The following is a 20,056-nucleotide window of genomic DNA, read 5'->3' as shown; positions in this document are numbered from 1 at the left end:
TCCGCCGTCGGGGCGGTGCGGAAAGTGGGTGCGCGCGCACGGGGCGCGACCTCGGCCTAGCGTAGTCTTCGAGCGCAGCGGCGATGTCGGGAGGTGGCGAGATGGCCGGGTTCCGGGTCCCGCCGGCCTCCCTGCGCGTGGCGGCGGTCGGGGTGCTCGCCGGGCTCGTCATCGCCGTCAACGCCCGCGACGCGGGGGACGACCCGGAGCGTGCCGCGACCGACCTCGTCTCGCTCGCCCGCGCGCAGACCTCACGCCTGGAGACCCTCGAGGACGAGAACTCCGAGCTCCGCGAGCAGATCGAGCCCTACCTCGAGCCGCACGAGGAGGATCCCGGAGCCGCCCCGGACGAGGTGCGCGTCGCGGCCGGTACCGCTGCCGTGAGCGGTCCCGGCATCGAGGTCGCGCTCGACGACGCCGACGTGCCCGACTCCGGCATGCCTGCGGACCGGGTCGCCGACGACTACGTGGTCCACCAGCAGGACGTGGAGGGCGTCATCAACGCACTGCGTGCGGGTGGCGCCGAGGCCCTGACCGTCCAGGGGCAGCGCGTCCTGCCCACGACGACCGTGCGGTGCGTCGGCAACGTGCTCTACGTCGGTGCGCGCGTCTACTCGCCGCCGTTCGTCGTCGGAGCCGTCGGGGATACCGACGAGCTGCTCGCCGCGCTGGAGAGCTCCGAGGCGGTCGACATCTACCGGCAGTGGGTCGACCTCATCGGCCTCGGCTATGCGGTCACGGTCCACGACCGGCTGGACGTCCCGCCGTCGTCGTCGGTGACGACGCGGTTCGCCGAGCCGATCGGGGCCGGCGGGCCCGAGGGCGACGAGGCGTCCTCGTGACGGCCCTGGCCGACGGCCGGCAGCACCCGACGCCCCCGGAGGACACCGAGGCGCGCTCGTCCCGTCGCCCGGGGCGCCGACGCTCACCCGTCTGGGGCGCCGTCGGCGTGATCGGCGAGCTGCTGCTCACGGCCGGCGTGCTCCTCGGCCTGTACGTCGTGTGGCAGCTGTGGTGGACCGACCTCGAGGGGCACGCACGCCAGGAGCAGTCCGTCGCTGCCATCGCCGACGCCATCGGGGAGGCCCCGACCGCGGTCGGGGCCCCGCGGACCGACGAGCCGCCCCCGTTCTCGCCCGCCGCGCTCACCCTGCCCGACGGGATGGAGGCGCTCGGGATCGTCCACGTGCCGTCGTGGGGGAGCGACCACGGCCTGCCCCTGATCGAGGGCGTCGGCATGGACGTGATGGACTTCGGCGCCCTCGGTCACTACCCGGGAACGGCCATGCCCGGGGAGGTGGGGAACTTCGCGGCCGCCGGGCACCGGCAGACCCACGGCTCGCCGCTCGGGCGGGTCGCCGACCTCGACGCGGGCGACCCGATCGTCGTCGAGACGGCGGACACCTACTACGTCTACCGCGTGACGGGCTCCGAGATCGTGCGCCCCTGGGACGTCGAGGTCGTCGCGCCCGTGCCGGGGGACCCCGGCGCCGAGCCCACCGAGCGCCTGATGACCTTGACGACCTGCCACCCGTTCAACTACTCCACCCACCGGTGGATCACCTACACCGAGCTCGACCACTGGGTCGACCGCGCAGACGGGCTGCCCGCCGAGCTCCTCGAGGAGGACTGATGTACTCGGCGTTGTTCCGTGCCCTGCCCGGCCCACGGTGGTTCCGGGCGGTGCTCATGACGGCCCTGCTCCTCCTCGCCGTGGTCGCCCTCTTCCTGTGGGTCTTCCCGTGGGTAGAGTCGCAGCTCCCCAGCGCCGACCTGACAGTGGAGTGACACGTGGCCCGCATCCTCGTCGTGGACAACTACGACAGCTTCGTGCACACGATCGTCGGGTACCTCCAGCACCTCGGTGCCCGGACCGCCGTGCGGCGCAACGACGACGCCGAGCTCGACGTCGCGGGGTACGACGGCGTCCTCGTCTCGCCCGGGCCCGGCGTCCCGAAGGAGGCCGGCCGCTCCGGCGAGATCGTCGAGGACTGTGCTCGCACGGGCGTGCCGATGCTCGGGGTCTGCCTCGGGCACCAGGTCCTCGCCGAGCTCTACGGCGGGGTCGTCACGCACGCGCCGGAGCTCATGCACGGCCGCACCTCCGAGGTCGAGCACGACGGCACGGGGGTCCACGCCGGGCTCGCCAGCCCGTTCACCGCGGCGAGGTACCACTCGTTGGCCGTCGTGCCGGAGTCGGTGCCGGACGAGCTGGTCGTCACGGCGCGCACGCCCGGCGGCGTGGTGATGGGGCTCGCCCACCGGGAGCTGCCGCTGCACGGCGTCCAGTACCACCCCGAGTCGGTGATGACCCGAGGCGGCCACCGCCTGCTGGCCAACTGGCTCGAGCTCGCCGGCCAGACCGGCGCGGTCGCCGCGGCCGAGGGGCTCGCCCCGCTCGTCCGGGCCTGAGGGCCGCACGCTCGGCGGGAGCGTGGAGGCCGCGGGTCAGTCCCCGTCGGTGGGGGTCTCCGACGGCGGATCGGTGGTCGTGGGCTCCTCCGTCTCCTCGGGCCCGCGGGAGATCGTGACGTCGACCCGCGTGTCCTGAGGGATCAGCCCGCTGTGCGACTGCGAGATGACGTCGCCCTCCGGCACGTCGTCGGAGAACTCCTCCGTGAAGTTCGAGCTGAGCTCGAGGGAGTCGAGGATCGACTCGGCCTCCTCCCGGGGGAGCCCCTCGAGGTCCTGGAGCTCGACGTTGCCGGACGCGAGGAACAGCGTCACCTCGGTGTCGCGCGGCACCGAGGTACCGGTCGCGGGTTCGGTCCGCAGCGCCTGGTCGGCCCCCGCCCCGGGCTCGTCGACCGTGTTGGTGTTGCCCACGCTGAGGCCGGCGTCCTGGAGGATCTGCCGGGCCTCCTCCTGGCTGCGGCCTGCGACGTCGGGGACGAGGACGTCCCCCGGGCCGGCGGACAGGATGATCTCGACGGAGCTGCCGCGGGGGGCGGACTCACCCGGTGCGGGGGTCGAGCGGAGGAACAGGTCCTCCTCGATCGTGTCGTCGTTCTCGGGCTCACCGAACGTCGCCTCGAGCTCGACCTCCTCGAGCTCGTCGACGATCTCGGCCCGGTCCATTCCCTCGAGGTCCGGGACGGTCACCTCGGCGGGCCCGGAGGACAGGACGACGTCGACGGAGCTCCCCGTCTCCACGGACGTGCCGGGCTCCGGCGTCGAGCTGAGGAACAGGCCCTCCTCGACGTCGTCCGAGCTCTCGGGGTCGAGGAAGTTGGGGACGAGCTCGGCCTCGTCGAGCTCGGCCGTGATGGCCGCCTCGTCGAGCCCCTCGAGCTCGGGCACGTCGACCGTCGTCACTGCCGGGGTGGTCTCCTCGTCGCCGCGACCGTCGCCGGTGACGAGCAGGTAGGTGACGACGCCGCCGACGACGAGCAGGGCGGCGAGCAGGATCCACAGCCAGGCCCACGACCGCTTCGGCTCGTCCTCAACGGGCTGGGGTGTACGGCGGTAGGGCTCGGGGTCGCCGGCGCCGGGAGCGGCGGCCGGGACCGACGCCTTGGGGACGACCCGGGTGGCGGAGCCCGCGGCGGCGGCCGCCGCGGCGCCCGCTCCGGCAGCCGCCCACGCGGTGGTCGGCGGCGCGCTGACCTCGCTGCCGCGGGAGGCGGCGAGCAGGTCGCTGCGGAAGTGGGCGGCGTCGGCGTAGCGCTCGTCGCGGTTCTTGGCGAGCGACTGCATGACGACGCGGTCGAGGTTCTCGGGGATGTCGGAGGCGATCGAGGACGGCGTCGGCGGGGTCTCGCGGACGTGCTGGTAGGCCACCGCCACGGCGGAGTCGCCGGAGAACGGGGGACGGCCCGTGAGGAGCTCGAACAGCAGACAGCCCGTGGAGTAGAGGTCCGACCGGGTGTCGACGACCTCGCCGCGCGCCTGCTCGGGGGAGAGGTACTGGGCGGTGCCGACCACGGAGTGCGGCTGGGTCATCGTCGCAGAGTTGTCCGACAGCGCGCGGGCGATGCCGAAGTCCATCACCTTCACGTCACCGGTCGGCGTGATCATGATGTTGCCGGGCTTGATGTCGCGGTGGACGATGCCCTCGCGGTGGCTGTACTCGAGCGCGTTGAGCACGCCGACGACGATGTCGACGGCCTCGCTGATCGGCACCGGGTCGCCGTCGCCGAGCAGGTCGCGCACCGTGTGGCCCTCGACGTACTCCATGACGATGAACGGGATGCGACGCTCGCCGGGCGTGCCGGCCGCCTCGACGTGCTCGCCCGTGTCGTAGACGGAGACGATCGCCGGGTGGTTGAGACCGGCGGAGGACTGGGCCTCCCGCCGGAACCTGGTGAGGAACGAGGGGTCGCGCGCGAGGTCGGCGCGCAGCATCTTGACCGCCACCGTGCGCGAGAGCCGGGTGTCCCGCCCGACGTGCACCTCGGCCATCCCGCCGCGTCCGATGAGGCCGCCGAGCTCGTACCGATCCGCCAGGACGAGGGGTTCGTCGGTCACGTCGTCACTCACGTCCGTCCTCCTTCGCGGTCTCCGCCCGGTCTCCCGCGGCGGGCGCGGTGCCGTCCACTCTACCGACGGGATCGCCGCCGGGCCGTCGTGGTCTGCGGATACTTTCCAGCGCGTCGCGCAACCGGTCCGCCGCGGCCGAGGCCGACGCCGGTCGGCCGGCCGGGTCCTTGGCCAGCAGGTCGCGCACGACGGCGGCCAGCTCGGGCGGTGCCCCGGACACCTCCGGCACGGGGTCGTTGACGTGGGCCAGCAGAACGTCGAGCGGCCGCGCCCCGCCGAACGGCCGTTCGCCGGTCAGCGCCTCGACGGCGATGACACCGACCGCGTACAGGTCGGCCGCCGGCCCCGCCGTGGCGCCGCGGGCCAGCTCGGGCGCCAGGTACTCGGGGGTCCCCATGACCATCCCGGCGGACGTCATCGTCTCCTGGCCCACGGCCCGGGAGATGCCGAAGTCGGTGATCTTCACGGTGCCGCGCGCGGAGACGAGCACGTTGGCGGGCTTGACGTCCCGGTGCACGACGCCGGCGGCGTGGGCGGCCTGCAGCCCGTCGAGGACCTGGACGAGGATCCGGATCAGCGTCGTCGGCGGGAGGGGGCCCTCTCGGGTGAGGAGGTCGGCGAGGTCGTCGCCGACGACGAGCTCGTGCGTGAGGTACGCGCCGCCGTCGTCGGCGCGGCCGTGGTCCAGCAGCGCGGCGATGTTGACGTGCCGCAGCCGCGCCGTGTTCTGGGACTCCTTGCGGAAGCGCTCGAGGAAGTGCGGCTGCGCGGCGAGGTCCGGGTGCAGGCACTTGATGGCGACCTGCCGTCCGAGCCGCTGGTCACGGGCCACCCACACCTCGCCCGAGCCGCCGGTGTTGAGGTGCACGGTCAGCTCGTACCGGCCGACGACGAGGTCGCCCGCAGCCAGGCGCCCGGCCGGCTCCTCCGAGGGGGTGCCGGGCGGCCGGGACGCCCGAGCGCCCGGCAGGGTGCCCGTGCGTGCGACGTCGTCGGGCCCGGGCGCGGGCGGGTGCTCGTGGGGGGTGGTCATGGCAGCGCCGCCTCCATCACGGACGCCGCGATCGGTGCGGCCAGCTGGGCCCCGCCGACGCCCCAGCCGACGTTCCCGCCGTTCTCGACGATGACGGCCACCGCGACCTGCGGGTCGTCCGCCGGCGCGAAGCCGGTGTACCAGGCGTGGGGCGGGGTGTTCGCGTCGATCTCGGCGGAGCCGGTCTTGCCGGCCACGCTCACCCCCGGGATCGCGCCCGGGGTGTCGTAGCCCTGCTCGACGACGTCGATCATCATCGACGTCATCTCCTCGGCCGTGCGGGAGGAGATCGGCTCGGAGAAGACCTCCGGGTCGTGGGTGCCGACCTCCTCGAGGTCCGCGGTGAGGGTGCGCTCGACCAGGTACGGGGTCATGAGGACGCCGTCGTTGGCGATCGCGGACGCCACCATCGCCATCTGGAGCGGGTGCGTGCGCACCGAGAACTGTCCGATCGCCGACTGGGCGAGCTCGGGCGGGGTCGCGTCCGCGGGGAAGCGCGACGGCGTGACCGGCAGCGGGACCTCGAGCGCGCGGCCGAAGCCGAACTCCTCGGCCTGCTCGTTGATCTCGTCGGTGCCGAGGTCGACCGCGCCGATCGCGAACGGGGTGTTGCAGCTCTCGATGAGCGCCTGGCGCAGGGTGGCGCTGCCCGAGCCGTCGCCGCACGCGCGCTCGCCGGGGTTGTGCATGAACGTCTGCGTCTGCGGCAGCTGGTATTCGGTGGGGGCCTCGACGACCGAGTCCGCCGTCAGGCCGTTCTCCACCATGGCGGCCGCGGTGACGAGCTTGAAGGTCGAGCCGGGTGCGTACTGGTCGCCCCCGATCGCGCGGTTGAGCAGCGGGCGGTCGGGGTCGTTCGACAGCTCGTCGTAGGCGCTGGTGGCCTCCTCGCGCACGTGGGACGCGAGCGGGTTCGGGTCGAAGGACGGCGAGGAGTACATGGCGAGGATCGCGCCGGTGCGTGGGTCGATCGCGACGACGGCGCCGCGCTGGTCCCCGAGCCCCTCGATCGCGGCTGCCTGGACCGCGGGATCGATCGTCAGGTCGAGGGCTCCGCCGCGCGGCTGGTTACCGGTGATCAGGGCCTGGAGCCGGGCGACGAGCAGGCCGGGGTCGTTGCCGTTGAGGACCTCGTTGCCCGACCGCTCCAGCCCCGTCATCGACGAGTGCACCACCGAGAAGTACCCGGTCAGGTGGGCGTACGCCGGCCCCTGCTGGTAGCGGCGCAGGTAGTTGTAGGCGTCGTCGACGGGTTCCGACGTGACGATGGGCGTGCCCTCGACGACGATCGGCCCGCGGTCCTGGCCGAACTCCCGGTAGAAGGTGCGCACGTTGCGGCCGTCCGCGTTGAGGTCGCCCGCCTGGGCGAACTGGACGGTGGTCGCCGAGACTATGAGCGCGAGGAACATCAGCGCGATCACCACGGTGAGGCGTCGGATCTGGGGGTTCATCGCCTGCCCTCCTGCTCGCCGCGGCCGGGTCGGTCGTCGTGCGCGTCGTGCGCGCCGTACCCGTCGTGCTCCTCGTCGGGGAGCAGGGTGGCACCGGGGTCCGCGTCCGTGGCCGCCGTGGCGTCCCGGGCGGCCGTGGCCGCCGTCGGGCGCTGCTCGCCGGGCACGGGCCGGTAGCCCGAGCGCGGGGCGTCGCCCAGGGTCGTTCCGTCCTCCTCGTCCCACGCGTCACCCGTGGCGGTCCAGCCGGACGGCGCGTCCGCGTCGCGGTGCCGGTCCGGGGCCGGCGACCGTCCGTGGGCCCCCGGGGCGGCGTCGGGCACCGGCGTGCCGCCCACGCTCGTCGGCGCGTCGTCGGTGGGGCGGCCGGCACCCGCCCCTGCGTGGTCCGCGGCACCGCCCCTCGAGGCGGTCGCACCCGAGGCGCCGACGACTGCGGGCGCGCGGGCCACGTCGGGGGAAGGTGCGGTGGTGCCGGTGCCGAGCGCCGCCACGGACGACGGGTCGACGACGGGCGCGGGCCGCCGTCCGGCGTCGGAGACGCGCAGCAGGAGCGCGACGATCACCCAGTTCGCCACGAGGGAGGACCCGCCGAGGGCGAGGAACGGGGTGGTCAGGCCGGTGAGCGGGATGAGCCGGGTCACGCCGCCGACGACGACGAACACCTGAAGCGCCATCGTGAACGCGAGACCGGCCGCGAGGAGCTTGCCGAACCCGTCGCGCACGGCGATCGACGCGCGCATGCCGCGCTGCACGACGACGAGGTAGACGAGCAGGATGGCGACGAGCCCGGTGAGGCCGAGCTCCTCGCCGAGCGAGGCCATGATGAAGTCGGACTCGGCGTAGGGCACGAGCTGCGGGTAGCCCAGTCCCCAGCCCGAGCCCATGAGCCCGCCCGACGCGAGACCGAAGAGGCCTTGGACGAGCTGGCCGGAGCCGCCCGGGTTCCGGGAGTACACCTCCGGGTCCAGGGCGTGGAGCCAGACGTCCACGCGCGCCCCGACGTGCGGGAAGAGCGAGGCGGCCAGCACCGCCCCGCCGATCGCGAGCAGCGCGCCGAGGATCACCCAGCTGATGCGCTCCGTCGCCAGGTACATGAGCGCCACGAACATCCCGAAGAACAGCACCGCGGTGCCGAGGTCGCGCTGCAGGACGAGGACGGCCATCCCGACGCCCCAGGCGATGAGGATCGGGCCGAGGTCCCGGGCCCTGGGCAGGTGCATGCCGAGGAACCTCGGGCCCGCGAACGCGAGGTTGTCCCGGTTCGCCACGAGGTAGCCGGCGAAGAACACGGCCAGCGCGATCTTGGCGACCTCGGCGGGCTGGAAGCTCAGGGGCCCCACGCCGATCCAGATGCGCGCGCCGTTGATCGTGCGGCCGAGACCGGGCACGAGCGGCAGGAGGAGCAGGACGATGCCGACGACCATCGAGGTGTAGGTCATGCCGCGCAGCCCGCGGTGGTCGCGGACGAGGAGCAGCACCGCGAGGGCCAGTGCGACGCCGATGGCGGTCCACATGAGCTGCCGGTCGACCGACGCCGTCCCGTCGGCGATGTCGATGCGGTGGATCATCGTCAGGCCGATGCCGTTGAGGAGGATGACCGACGGCAGGATCACGGGGTCGGCGTACGGTGCACGCCACCGGACGACGAGGTGGGCGACGAGCGCCATGCCCGCGAAGGCTCCACCCCGCTGGAGGAGGTCGGTCGGGAGCGCCTCGGTCGTGTTGAGGGCGACCTGGACGTAGCCGAACAGGACGATCGCGACGGCCAGCGCCAGCAGCCCGAGCTCCGGCCACCGGCCCGACCGGGCGGACTGCTGACGGACGACCGCCATCAGACGGCCCCCCTCACGCGGCCCCGCTCTGCGACTCGCTGGGCGACTCGCTCCCGGACTCGCTCGGGGACTCGCTGGGCGACTCCTCGGGTACGACGGAACCACGCAGGTTCTCGACGACGTCGCGAGCCCCGGACAGCGAGCCGCGCGTGATGGGCGAGTCGAGACGCTGCTGGGCCAGCGGAGTGAGCTCGTCGATGCGCAGGTCGGTGCGCTCGTGGAGGTCGGAGAGGCCCAGCGGGCCGACGTGCTGGGGGATGCCGCGGTAGATCGCCACGTGGTCGCCCGAGGGCGCGACGTAGTACTGCTGCTGCGTCCAGGTCCAGCCCGCGAACGCGCCGGCGGCGAGCAGGACGAGACCGGCGACGACGCCGAGCAGGACCCGTGGCAGGCGGCGCCTGCGGGTCGTGTCCTGCTCGCCGGACTCCGCGCCCAGGAGTGCGGCCGCACGCTCGGCGGAGGACGCGCGCGCCGCGGCCCCGGTGGCGCCGCCGGCGGAGGCGTCCGACCGGCCTGCCCCGTCCGGGCGCTGCGTGGGGCGCTCGGCGGCGGAACCGACGATCTGGGGGTCGGCGGTCGGGAGCCCGGGGGAGTCGCCGGAGGAGAGGAAGTCGGCGACGACGCACGTGACGTTGTCGGGCGCGCCCGCGCGCAGGGAGAGGTCGACGAGTGCCTGGGCGGCCGCGCCCGGGTCGTCGGTGTCCCGCAGGGTCTCGGCGATCGTGTCCTTGGAGACCACGCCGAACAGCCCGTCGGAGCACAGCAGCCAGCGGTCGCCGACCTTGGCCTCCCGCATGGACTCGTCGAGGTCGACCTCGCCGTCCGTGTCCCCCAGGGCGCGGAGGATCATGTTGCGCTGCGGATGGCGCTCGGCCTCCTCCAGCGTGAGACGGCCCGTGGAGACCAGGTACTGGACGAACGTGTGGTCCGTCGTGATCTGGGTGAGCTCGCCGCCGCGCAGGAGGTACGCCCGGGAGTCCCCGATGTGCACCATCGCGAGCTTGCTGCCCGTGCGGAGCATGGCGATGCACGTGGTGCCCAGTCCCGCGAGGTCGGGATCCGCAGTCGAGCGGGCCACGAGGTCGGCGTGGGCGTCGGCGACGGCGCCGCGCAGTAGGCCGAGCAGCTCGTCGGCGCCGTGCTCGTCGTCGAGCGGGGCGAGGTGCGCGACGGCGACCGAGCTGGCGATGTCGCCGCCCGCGGGCCCGCCCATGCCGTCCGCGAGGACGAGCAGGTGCTCGCCGGCGTACCCGGAGTCCTGGTTGCTCGACCGCAGCAGGCCGACGTCGGACCGGGCGGCGAATCGCGTGACGATGGGCATCCGCTACCGCCTCAGCTCGATGACGGTCTGGCCGATGCGGACGGGGAGGCCGGCGGGGACCTGGATGGCGGTGCCGATCCGTTGGCCGGCGACGGTCGTCCCGTTGGTCGAGCCGAGGTCCTCGAGGAACCACTTGCCGTCGCGCGGGAAGAAGCGGGCGTGCCGGGAGGAGGCGTAGTCGTCCTCGAGCACGAGCGTGCACGACTCGGCGCGTCCCACGAGGATCGCGGAGCGCGTGAGCGGCACCGAGGTGCCGGTCAGCGGGCCCTCCGTCACGACGAGCCGGGTCGGGGCGTCACGACCGGGGGCCGGTCGGGCGGGGGCGCCCGTGGACCGACCGCCGCGCGCGGGTCGGCCGCGCGTGGGACGGGGCGAGACGCGGGTCCCGAAGATGTCGTTGCGCAGGACGAGGACGGCGAGCAGGACGAACAGCCACAGACCGGCCAGGTAGCCCACGCGCAGGAGCGTGACGACGAGCTCGTTCACGCGATCAGGCCTCGTCCTCGCCGGTCCAGAACATGATCCGCGAGCGGCCCATCGTGATCGTGTTGCCGTCCACGAGGGTGGCCGCGGTGATGCGGTGCCCCTCGACGAACGTGCCGTTGGTCGTCCCCAGGTCGGTGGCGATGACGGCCTGCGGCGACACGGTGATCTCGAGGTGCCGGCGGGACACGCCGGAGTCGTCGAGGACGATGTCGGACTCCGAGCCGCGGCCGAGCACGGTCGTCGGGCCGGTGAGGAGGTAGCGGCGTCCGTCGATGTCGAGGATCGGGTGCGCGGCGGAGGCGGTCGCGGCGGCCGCGGGCGCCACGGCGCCGCGCCGCGTGGCGGAGCGGACCTGGATGCGCCCGGTGCTCAACGAGTCGTTGACGACGAAGTCGATGTCCACGGGTCCGACGAAGCTGTAGGACTGCGAGGTGGCGTGCGCGGTCGCGGCCGCCGTCATCTCTCCGGCCAGCGCGTCGTGCCCCCACTCCTGGACGCGAGCGAGGTCGTTCGGGGCGAGCTCGACGTGGAACTCGTTCGGGGCGACCGTGCGGTCGCGGGTCAGCGTGGCCGCGCGCTCGTCCATCTCCCGCCGCACCGCGGAGGCGATCTCGACGGGCTTGACCTCCGAGCGGAAGGCCTTGGAGAAGACCGTGGACACCACGTTCTCCACACCCTTCTCGAAGCGGTCGAGGATGCCCATCCGTGCGGTGCTCCTTGCTGTCGGCCGGTCCGCCCGGTCCCGACCGGACGGTGTGCGCTCGCTGTACCTGACGCAGATGGTAACGACCCGTGGCTCGGGAGCGGGACGCCGCCCCGTCCCACGACTCGGCGTGACGTGGCGAGACGCGATGCGGGTCGCGATGCGGGACGGTGTCATGCGCCGGGACGGTTGCGGCTAGGGTATTGCGGTGCCGCCTCGAGTCCCGACACCGTAGATCGAGCCCGCGGGCGTTGTGGCGGCCTTGTCCTGGTCCCACGCGGCGGTCGCTCTGACCGGTCCGCGGGGGAGCGGCAAGTCCTCCGCGCTGGCGGCCTGGGCGCAGGGGCGCGGCGACGTCCACTGGGTCGAGGACGGGGTGATCCCCGATGTCACGGAAGGCTTTCTCGCCGTCGACGACCTCCAGGATCTCGGGCCCGAGGCACGGTCGCGGATCTCGGCGACGCTCCGGCGCCATCACGGCCTCTCGGTCCGCGGCGCCGTGCGGTCGGTGCCCCGGCGGGCGCTGGACTGGGACGTCGAGCTCGCCCCCGACCTCTACCTCGGCCTCGCCGGCACCGAGCGGATGCTCAACGCCTTCGGCTCCGCCGCCGACCCCGCCGTGGGGCTGGGGACGACGATCGTGCTCGGCACGGCCGCAGCACGGGTGATGCTGGCCAGGGGCGACGCCGGGCCGGCAGGTCGGCTCCCGGGGTCCCTCGCCCCGGACGACCCGGTGGACCGCATGACGACGGGCGCACTCACGGCGGTGGCCCTGCGCGCGGGGGGCCATGTCGATGAGGCGCGCACGGTGGCCGAGCGCGCCGCGGTGGTGAGCCGCGTGCACGGGCTCCGCTCGCCGTTCATGCTGCTGCCGACCCGCTCCCTCGACGAGTTCGGCGACGCGGCCGACGGCGTCCGGCCGATCCTCCCGCCGGCGAGCGACCAGCCGGACCTCACCGTGCGGGAGCTCGTCGTGCTGCGCGAGCTCTCGCGGACATCGAGCCTGGCGTGCATCGCGGAGACGCTCAGCGTGTCCCTGAACACGGTGAAGTCGCAGCGCAGCTCGCTCTGCCGGAAGCTGGGCGTCTCCTCGCGCGAGGAGACCCTGGCACGGGCGCTGGTGGCCGGCCTGCTGGCGGGCTGATCCTGCCGGCGGGCTGAGCCCGGACCCGGTCCCGCCGAGGAAGCAGGTCGGAACACCCCGTTGGGTGAGGTCGAGACACCCCCCGGGGGGGTGACACGGGGGACGTTCCGGCTCACCCCGCACCGAAGCCGATGCAGATCGACACGATGAGCAACTGGTGTCCCCGTGCCGTCGTCCCCAGCTGCACGCCCCCGCCCCCCTGAGAAGCGTTCGCCCCCCATTCCGTCGAGCTCGTCCCCCCCGGCAGCCCGACGTCGCCCCGCCGCGCCGGCACGTCCGCGCGCGGGGACACGGCATGCGCTTCCTGCCTGCTAGGAGCGTGCATGTCCGCTGCGCGCCGCCTGCCTGCCGCCCACGTCACAGAAGCACCGGGCACGGTGCACGCCGGAGGAGGCGGGCCCGGTTCGGGGCGTTCCTCGGCCTGCCCACGTCGGTGCTCATGCTCGTCCCGTCGGCGGTCAGCTCGGCCCCGGAGGGCGGAGACGACGCGCCCGCGCCCACGGCGACGGTCCAGTACCTCACCGTCAGCACGTTGGTGAGCACGTCCGAGCTCACCCCCGGCGAGCCCTTCAGCGACACGATCGTCATGGGCTGCGACAAGGCAGCCTGCGTCGACGCGCAGCTGGTCGACCAACTGCCCGCGGAGCTCGCCGGCCTCCCGATCACCGATGCGGCCATCTCGCCCGGCGAGGCGTCGATCCCGCGGGCGGTCACGTGGCGCGAGGGCGGCAGCGACCTGCCGTGCGGCGCGGTCGGCATGGTCGAGGGCCAGAACTTCACCATCGTCCTCAGCCTCCAGGTGCCGGTGGACCTGGCGCCGGGCACGGACATCACCGCGCTCGCGACCGGCGTGAGCGAGGCCGACGTCGCCGGCCTGCGGCTGACCTGCACCGGCGAGATCGAGCCCGGCGCGAGCGCGGGCATCACCCTCGACGTCGAGCAGCGCGCCACCGAGCGGGACACCTCTGCCGGACCCGTCGTCGAGCTCACCCTCGCGGACACGCAGACCAGCGCCGCCTTCACGATCGGGACCACCGACGAGGCAGCCGGCTCCGCGACGAGCAGCATCACGGTGAACAACACGATGACCACGACCGTCACGGCCGCCAACGGCCGTACGGCCGAGGCCGGTGCCGGCGACACCCTCGTCGTCATCGCCCCGGGCATCGAGGTCACGCTCCCAAGGACGTCCGACCCGGCGGGGCCGTCGAGCCGGGCGACCGGGTCGTCTCCCGCCTTCAGGCGTGCGCCACCTGCACACCGAACCTCACCGCGGCCCCCGGCCTCGGCGCGGCAGCCGACGGAAGCTACTTCCGCAGCCCCTGCGTCGCGAACTCCGTCATCGACGGCGAGGACGACTGGGTCCTGCGGGCGGTCAACGCCGGCACCAGGCGCATCGACGAGCTCGTGATCGTCGAGCAGCTGCCCTCCCCGGAGGAGGCCATGCTGGTCTCGGGCACGCCGCGAGGCACGCAGTACCGCCCGCAGCTCGTCGAGGCCCCGGTCGTCCACGCACCCGAGGGCGCGACGACGACGATCGAGGTCACCATCGACGCCGGCGCCTGCGTCGGCACCTGGGACAAGCGCTCCCCGTCCGTGGCCGGCGCGCACCTGCCGACCGGCTCGATCCAGATCGACAAGGAGATCTCCGGCCCGGCCGCGGCCTACGCACCGGACGAGATCCTCGCCGACGTCGAGTGCACGATCTCCGGCGTCGACGTGCACATGGGTGACTTCGGCACCGTGTCGCTCTCCGAGGACGGCGGGTGGATCGTCCGCGTCGACGGCTTCCCGCTGGGTTCCGCCGGCACGGTCAGCGAGCAGGGCGAGACCGGCGAGTTCGGTGAGACGTCGCGCACCGGCAGCCCGACCGACCTCCAGGTCGAGTCGGTGGTCGGCGCCGACGACCAACGGGTCGTCCTCGGCCCGGACAACGACTACGTCGCGACGGTGGGTGACCTGCCGCAGGGCGCCGCGTGCGTCGTGGCGGAGACGCTCAACGGCGGGGCCGACGCGTCGTCGATCTCGCCGGAGGACGGCACCGTCGTCATCGGTGAGGGCGACGAGGTCGCGGAGGTCGTCATCACGAACACCTTCGAGGCCACCTCGCTCGTGGTCACCAAGGCCGTCGAGGGCCCGGCGCCACAGGGCTCGACCTTCGAGGTCGACCTGCAGTGCGTCCGGGTGGTCGACGGTGCGGAGCAGGAGGTGACGATCCCGGGCGGCTCCACGCGCGAGCTCACCCTGGACAACCTGTCCGCCGTCTACGACGACCTCCCGCTCGGCGCGACCTGCGTGGTCACCGAGACCGGCACCGGCGGCGCGGACGACACGTCCGTGGCGGTCACCGGCGCCGACGGCGCACCCCTGGCGCTCATCGCGGCCCTGCTCATCGGCATCGGCGCCACCGCCGTGCTGGTGCACGGCAGGTAGGTGTCGCAGGACGGCTGGCGGGAGGCAGCCCTGACCCGGTGGGCACGGGAAGGCGCCGACCGGGGCGGCGGGGGCCGACCACCTCAGGGTGGTCGGCCCCCGTTCGTCGTCGTCGGGCAACACCGGGACCGGGACCTTCGGGGGTGGCGGAACCGCGCCCGGAGCACCAGGCTGGGTGACATGGAGCTCCACGCCGCAACGGCCGGGACAGACTCGAACGAGACCGAGAGCTACCGCCTCGACGACGCGACGGTCGAGGCCGTCGACGCGTGGTGGCGGGCAGCGAACTACCTGGCCGTCGGCCAGATCTACCTCATGGGCAACGCCCTGCTGCGCCGGCCGCTGCAGGACGCGGACATCAAGCCGCGGCTGCTCGGCCACTGGGGCACCTCGCCGGGCCAGAACTTCCTCTACGCCCACCTCAACCACCAGATCATCGAGCGCGACCTCGATGCGATCTACCTCAGCGGCCCGGGGCACGGCGGCCCGTCGCTGGTGGCGGCCGCCTGGCTCGAGGGCACGTACTCCGAGGTCTACTCGCACGTCGGACCCGACGAGCGCGGCGTCAACGAGTTGTTCCGTCAGTTCTCCTTCCCCGGCGGCGTCCCCAGCCATGTCGCGCCCGAGACACCCGGGTCGATCCACGAGGGCGGAGAGCTCGGGTACGTCCTGTCCCACGCCTACGGGGCTGCGTTCGACAACCCGGGCACGATCGCCGTCGCGGTCGTCGGCGACGGCGAGGCCGAGACCGGCCCGCTCGCCACCGCCTGGCACAGCAACAAGTTCCTCGACCCCACGGTCGACGGCACGGTCCTGCCGATCCTCCACCTCAACGGCTACAAGATCGCCAACCCCACCCTCTTCGACCGCATCCCGCGCGAGGAGCTCGAGGCGCTGATGATCGGCTACGGTCACCGCCCGCACTTCTTCGAGGGCGGGTTCGACGACGAGGACCCCGCCGAGACGCACCGCCGTTTCGCCGCGCTGCTGGCCCGGGTGCTCGACGAGATCGCGGACATCCGCTCGGCCGCGGCCGCCGGGACGCTCGAGGGTCGCCCGCGCTGGCCGATGATCGTCTTCCGCACCCCGAAGGGGTGGACCGGGCCGAAGGAGATCGACGGACTGCCCGTCGAGGGGACCTGGCGCAGCCACCAGGTGCCGATGAACCACGTGCGCGGCAACGCCGAGTACACGCGGCTCCTCGAGGACTGGATGCGCAGCTACCGGCCCGCGGACCTGTTCGACGAGGACGGGCGGGTCACCTCCGCCGTGGCCCGCAACAACCCCGCCGGCGAGCGGCGCATGAGCGCCAACCCGCACGCGAACGGCGGCAGCCTGACGCGGGACCTCGACCTGCCCGACTACCGCGAGCACGCCGTCGACGTGCCCTCGCCCGGCGGGACCATGGGCGAGGCCACGCGCACGCTGGGGAGCTGGCTCGCCGGCGTCGTCGACCGCAACCGCACGAACTTCCGGGTCTTCGGGCCGGACGAGACGGCGTCGAACCGGCTCTCGGCCACCGTCGACGTCGCCGGGAAGGCCTGGCAGGGCGAGATCGTGGACACCGACGTCGACCTCTCCCGCCGCGGGCGCGTGATGGAGGTGCTCTCCGAGCACCAGGTGCAGGGCTGGCTCGAGGGCTACCTGCTCACCGGTCGCCACGGCATGCTCAACAGCTACGAGGCGTTCGTCCACATCGTCGACTCGATGTTCAACCAGCACGCCAAGTGGCTCGACGCGAGCCTGGAGATCCCCTGGCGCGTGCCGATCCCGTCGCTCAACTACCTGCTGTCGAGCCACGTGTGGCGCCAGGACCACAACGGGTTCTCCCACCAGGACCCGGGGTTCCTCGACGTCGTCATGAACAAGACCGCCGACGTCACGCGGATCTACCTGCCGCCGGACGCCAACACGCTGCTGTCGACCTTCAACCACGTGCTGCGCAGCAAGGGGTACGTCAACGTCGTCGTCGCCGGCAAGCAGCCGAACCCGCAGTGGCTGACGATGGACGAGGCCGAGCTGCACTGCGCCCGCGGCATCGGCATCTGGGACTGGGCCGGCACCGAGGTGACCGGCGAGAAGCCCGACGTCGTCATCGGGTGCGCGGGCGACATCCCCACGATGGAGGCCATCGCGGCCGCCGGCCTGCTCGCGCGGGCGCTGCCGAACCTGAGGATCCGCGTGGTCAACGTCGTCGACCTCATGCGGCTGCAGGACGAGCGGGAGCACCCGCACGGCTTGAGCCACAAGGACTTCGATGCGCTGTTCACCACCGACCGGCCGGTGATCTTCGCGTTCCACGGATACCCGGCGCTCGTCCATCGCCTGACCTACCGCCGCACCAACCACGGCAACATCCACGTGCGCGGGTTCAAGGAGGAGGGCAGCACGACGACGCCCTTCGACATGCTCATGCTCAACGACCTGGACCGGTACCGCCTCGCGGCCGACGTCATCGACCGCGTCCCCGGCCTCGCCGAGCGCGCCGCCGGGCTGCGTCAGGAGCTCCTCGACACCAGGACCCGTGCCCGCATGCACGCCCGCCGGCACGGCGAGGACCTCCCGGAGGTCGCGGAGTGGACGTTCACGGACAGCCGCGGCGAGGAGGTGCGGCTCGGGTCGACCGACGACACGGGCGGCGACAACGACTGACCCTTCCCGGCGGGTGGGCGCAGTTCTGCCGGGCGCAGCGGCCCCCACCTGGCGAGTGAGCGGGATTCGGCCCGGCCGGTGAGCTCGGTTCTGCTGGGCGTCCCTCCTGCGGCGTCTCGCGGTGAGCCAGCGGGGTACACATCGAGTCAGTGCCCCGCGTCGACTGACTCGGCACGTACCCAGTTGCCTCGGTGACTCGGCACGCCTCGCACCGGCTCGGTGGGCGCCGGTGTGCCGGTCACTGCTGCGCGTCGACCGGCGCCGCCGGTGTGCGGGATCACCACCGGGGTGCCCGGATCCGCGGGCGTCACGCAGATCGCAGGTGATAGCCTGCTCTACGCTGTTTGCCGCAGTACAACGGCTCGCGCGAGTGGCGGAATTGGCAGACGCGCACGGTTCAGGTCCGTGTGCCCGAAAGGGCGTGGGGGTTCAAGTCCCCCTTCGCGCACAGTGTGATGTCCCAGGACATCGTGAACGGCTGAACCCCTGGTCTCGGGGGTTCAGCCGTTTTTCGTTGACGGTCTCTTGACGACGACGGTGCGCGCGCAGCCCTGTGTGACGATCGGTGCATGGCCGTGGAGCAGTCGAGAAAGCTGGACGGCAGCGCCGGGGATGCTGATTACGGTGTCATCGGGAAGTCGTACAGTGACTATCGCCGTCCCGACCCGCGGATCGCGCAGGCCGTGTGGGATGCGCTCGGCGGTGCACGGACGGTGCTCAACGTCGGCGCAGGGGCCGGGAACTATGAGCCCGTCGACCGGGACGTGACGGCGATCGAACCGTCAGCGAGCATGCGCGCCCAGCGAGCGGACCAGCTCAGCACTGCGATCGACGCGGTAGCCGAGTCGTTGCCGTTTCCAGACGATGCTTTCGACGCGGCGATGACGACGTTCTCGGTCCATCAGTGGGGTGATCTCGCCGCGGGACTCGCGGAGATCCGCCGCGTCACCCGCGGCCTTGTCGTCATCCTGACCTGCGACCCTGACCTGCTCGACCGATTCTGGCTCGCCGAGTACGCGCCGGACGTCATCTCGACGGAACGTCGTCGCTACCCTGCGATGTCCGAGCTCGCCGAGGGGCTCGGTGGCGCGGTCGCCGTCGACCTGGTGCCGATTCCGCTCGATTGCACGGACGGGTTCAACGAGGCGTACTACGGGCGTCCCGAGGAGCTGCTCGGTGCCGGGGCGCGCGCGGCATGCTCGGCCTGGAGCTTCGTCGATCCTGCGCAGGCCGAGAAGTACGTGGCAGCCCTGGGTGTGGCGATCGATTCGGGCGAGTGGGACACCAAGTACGGCGCACTGCGGCGGCAACCGACGTTCGACGGCTCGCTGGTCATCGTCCGCGCCACGCCATAGGCACCCGCTCGGAGGCATGCGGCGCCCCCGCGTGGGTGCGTGAGTCGACGAGGGCAGGAGTTCAGGACCTCCTGCGCGCACAGTGTCACCAGTTGTCACGGGGCCTCGGGACCTTCTAGGTTCGGAGGCCCCGTCACATCTGCACGAGAGGCGTAGTGGACCACCATGGCGTACGTCGGGATCGACCTCGCGTGGAACGATCGAGCGAGGACCGGCCTGGCGGTGCTCGATGCCGACGGCGCGTTGACGGCATCCGGGTCGGTCGGTTCCGATGCCGAGATCGACGACTGGCTCGCCCGGCACGTTGCTCACGGGCGGGAAATCATCGCCGTCGACGCACCTCTGGTCGTGACGAACGAGACCGGCCAGCGCGACTGCGAGCGTCTCGTGACCTCGGTCTACGGCCGGTACGACGCCGGCTGCCACTCGAGCAACCGCTCGATGAGCTACATGAACCCGCCCCGCGCTGAACGTCTGGCGCAGCGCCACGGCTGGGAGGTGGATCCGGGGTCGACGGCGCGGCCGCTCTGCCTCGAGGTCTACCCGCACGCGGCGATGGTGGGGCTCTTCGAGCTCGGTCGGACGCTGAAGTACAAGAAGGGTTCCATCGAGACCCGACGACCAGCCCTTGCCGAGGTCGTTGACCGTATTGAAGGGCTCGACAACCTCAAGCTCCGCGAGAGCCGGCGTTGGCAGGAGATCGTCGAGATCGTGACAGCAGCCTCTCGGCCGGCCGACATCAACAGGGTCGAGGACGAGGTCGACGCGATCCTGTGCGCACACCTGGCGTGGCTGTGGGACATCGATGCGGCTGCGCTCCATGTCTACGGCAGTGCCGCCGCCGGCTACATCGTAGCGCCGCCACCTCCGACGCACGCACCAGCTCCCCGACCTCGAACGACGCGGCCGCCGGCGACTCACGCAGCCGCGGTGATGCCGGGCGGGAACAAGGAACCGATAAGCGAGGAGTCGATCGGCTTCACGGTGGACGGGACCCCCGTCTCCTTCGCGACCTCGGGAGAAGCCGCGTGGCGGGCGGCGGTCGGACAAGCAGCCCGGCCGGCGCGTGACGGTCGCTCGCCGATCCTTGGTCGCACCGATCTCCTGCCACCGGCCTGACCCGCCCGGCCGGCCGCGGTCCGACCCGAGACGCAGGCCCGATCG

17 protein-coding genes and 1 tRNA gene are annotated in these 20,056 nt (G+C 72.7%); 11 read left to right on the top strand and 7 right to left on the bottom strand.

The genetic code is table 11. From position 1 onward, the window contains the following. Positions 1 to 101: 101 nt before the first annotated feature. The 4 genes from ACZLKG_RS00385 to ACZLKG_RS00370 are packed head-to-tail and all read left to right on the top strand — an operon-like array spanning position 102 to position 2,412. Positions 102 to 842: a DUF881 domain-containing protein gene (locus ACZLKG_RS00385; protein ID WP_425707226.1), complete on the top strand. Its 741-nt coding sequence runs from the start codon at positions 102 to 104 to the stop codon at positions 840 to 842. Next, positions 839 to 1,633 (top strand): class E sortase, encoded by a 795-nt coding sequence (locus tag ACZLKG_RS00380; RefSeq protein WP_425707225.1) that lies wholly within the window; start codon positions 839 to 841, stop codon positions 1,631 to 1,633. Before ACZLKG_RS00385 ends, ACZLKG_RS00380 begins: the two co-directional genes overlap by 4 nt. After that, on the top strand, positions 1,633 to 1,788 hold the full coding sequence (locus ACZLKG_RS00375) for a hypothetical protein (RefSeq protein ID WP_425707224.1): 156 nt from the start codon (positions 1,633 to 1,635) through the stop codon (positions 1,786 to 1,788). Before ACZLKG_RS00380 ends, ACZLKG_RS00375 begins: the two co-directional genes overlap by 1 nt. A gap of 3 nt (positions 1,789 to 1,791) precedes the next feature. Beyond that, complete coding sequence (locus ACZLKG_RS00370) at positions 1,792 to 2,412, top strand: anthranilate synthase component II (protein WP_463647522.1); 621 nt, start codon at positions 1,792 to 1,794, stop codon at positions 2,410 to 2,412. Between the two features lie 36 nt (positions 2,413 to 2,448). On the opposite strand, the gene pknB is transcribed toward ACZLKG_RS00370, so the two are convergent. From pknB to ACZLKG_RS00335, 7 genes are read right to left on the bottom strand one after another with little or no spacing between them, the layout of a single operon-like run. Next, entirely contained in the window at positions 2,449 to 4,479 is a 2,031-nt protein-coding gene (gene pknB / locus ACZLKG_RS00365; protein WP_463647521.1) for a Stk1 family PASTA domain-containing Ser/Thr kinase, read from the bottom strand. Further along, complete coding sequence (locus ACZLKG_RS00360; RefSeq protein ID WP_463647520.1) at positions 4,472 to 5,512, bottom strand: serine/threonine-protein kinase; 1,041 nt, start codon at positions 5,510 to 5,512, stop codon at positions 4,472 to 4,474. The genes pknB and ACZLKG_RS00360 overlap by 8 nt, the downstream gene beginning before the upstream one ends. Next, positions 5,509 to 6,963 (bottom strand): peptidoglycan D,D-transpeptidase FtsI family protein, encoded by a 1,455-nt coding sequence (locus ACZLKG_RS00355; protein WP_463647519.1) that lies wholly within the window; start codon positions 6,961 to 6,963, stop codon positions 5,509 to 5,511. Before ACZLKG_RS00355 ends, ACZLKG_RS00360 begins: the two co-directional genes overlap by 4 nt. Beyond that, positions 6,960 to 8,798: an FtsW/RodA/SpoVE family cell cycle protein gene (locus ACZLKG_RS00350; protein WP_463647518.1), complete on the bottom strand. Its 1,839-nt coding sequence runs from the start codon at positions 8,796 to 8,798 to the stop codon at positions 6,960 to 6,962. Before ACZLKG_RS00350 ends, ACZLKG_RS00355 begins: the two co-directional genes overlap by 4 nt. A 13-nt stretch (positions 8,799 to 8,811) precedes the next feature. Continuing rightward, on the bottom strand, positions 8,812 to 10,119 hold the full coding sequence (locus ACZLKG_RS00345) for a PP2C family protein-serine/threonine phosphatase (protein WP_425707218.1): 1,308 nt from the start codon (positions 10,117 to 10,119) through the stop codon (positions 8,812 to 8,814). A 3-nt stretch (positions 10,120 to 10,122) separates the two neighbouring features. Further along, positions 10,123 to 10,605: an FHA domain-containing protein FhaB/FipA gene (locus ACZLKG_RS00340; protein WP_425707217.1), complete on the bottom strand. Its 483-nt coding sequence runs from the start codon at positions 10,603 to 10,605 to the stop codon at positions 10,123 to 10,125. A 4-nt stretch (positions 10,606 to 10,609) separates the two neighbouring features. After that, positions 10,610 to 11,308: an FhaA domain-containing protein gene (locus ACZLKG_RS00335; protein WP_425707216.1), complete on the bottom strand. Its 699-nt coding sequence runs from the start codon at positions 11,306 to 11,308 to the stop codon at positions 10,610 to 10,612. Positions 11,309 to 11,570: 262 nt separating this feature from the next. On the opposite strand from ACZLKG_RS00335, the gene ACZLKG_RS00330 reads away from it, so the two are divergent. The 7 genes from ACZLKG_RS00330 to ACZLKG_RS00300 all read left to right on the top strand — a co-directional run bounded on the left by ACZLKG_RS00330 (position 11,571) and on the right by ACZLKG_RS00300 (position 20,011). Then, a complete protein-coding gene (locus ACZLKG_RS00330) occupies positions 11,571 to 12,452 on the top strand; it encodes a helix-turn-helix transcriptional regulator (RefSeq protein ID WP_425707215.1) in 882 nt (293 codons plus the stop codon). Between the two features lie 439 nt (positions 12,453 to 12,891). Then, complete coding sequence (locus tag ACZLKG_RS00325) at positions 12,892 to 13,863, top strand: RAD23 family protein (protein ID WP_425707214.1); 972 nt, start codon at positions 12,892 to 12,894, stop codon at positions 13,861 to 13,863. Beyond that, entirely contained in the window at positions 13,860 to 14,885 is a 1,026-nt protein-coding gene (locus tag ACZLKG_RS00320; RefSeq protein ID WP_463647517.1) for a DUF5979 domain-containing protein, read from the top strand. The genes ACZLKG_RS00325 and ACZLKG_RS00320 overlap by 4 nt, the downstream gene beginning before the upstream one ends. A gap of 180 nt (positions 14,886 to 15,065) precedes the next feature. Then, the gene (locus ACZLKG_RS00315; protein WP_463647516.1) at positions 15,066 to 17,537 is read left to right on the top strand and encodes a phosphoketolase family protein; all 2,472 of its coding nucleotides are present in this window, start codon (positions 15,066 to 15,068) and stop codon (positions 17,535 to 17,537) included. 364 nt (positions 17,538 to 17,901) lie between these two features. Next, positions 17,902 to 17,985 (top strand) — tRNA-Leu (locus ACZLKG_RS00310). Between the two features lie 121 nt (positions 17,986 to 18,106). Continuing rightward, positions 18,107 to 18,892 (top strand): class I SAM-dependent methyltransferase, encoded by a 786-nt coding sequence (locus tag ACZLKG_RS00305; RefSeq protein WP_463647515.1) that lies wholly within the window; start codon positions 18,107 to 18,109, stop codon positions 18,890 to 18,892. A gap of 165 nt (positions 18,893 to 19,057) precedes the next feature. Beyond that, the gene (locus ACZLKG_RS00300; protein ID WP_425707210.1) at positions 19,058 to 20,011 is read left to right on the top strand and encodes a DUF429 domain-containing protein; all 954 of its coding nucleotides are present in this window, start codon (positions 19,058 to 19,060) and stop codon (positions 20,009 to 20,011) included. The last annotated feature ends 45 nt before the right edge of the window (positions 20,012 to 20,056 follow it).

It is taken from the genome of Georgenia sp. Z2081 (assembly GCF_055326445.1).
Note: the sequence above shows the minus strand (reverse complement) of the source record. Positions and strands in the feature narration are given on the sequence as shown.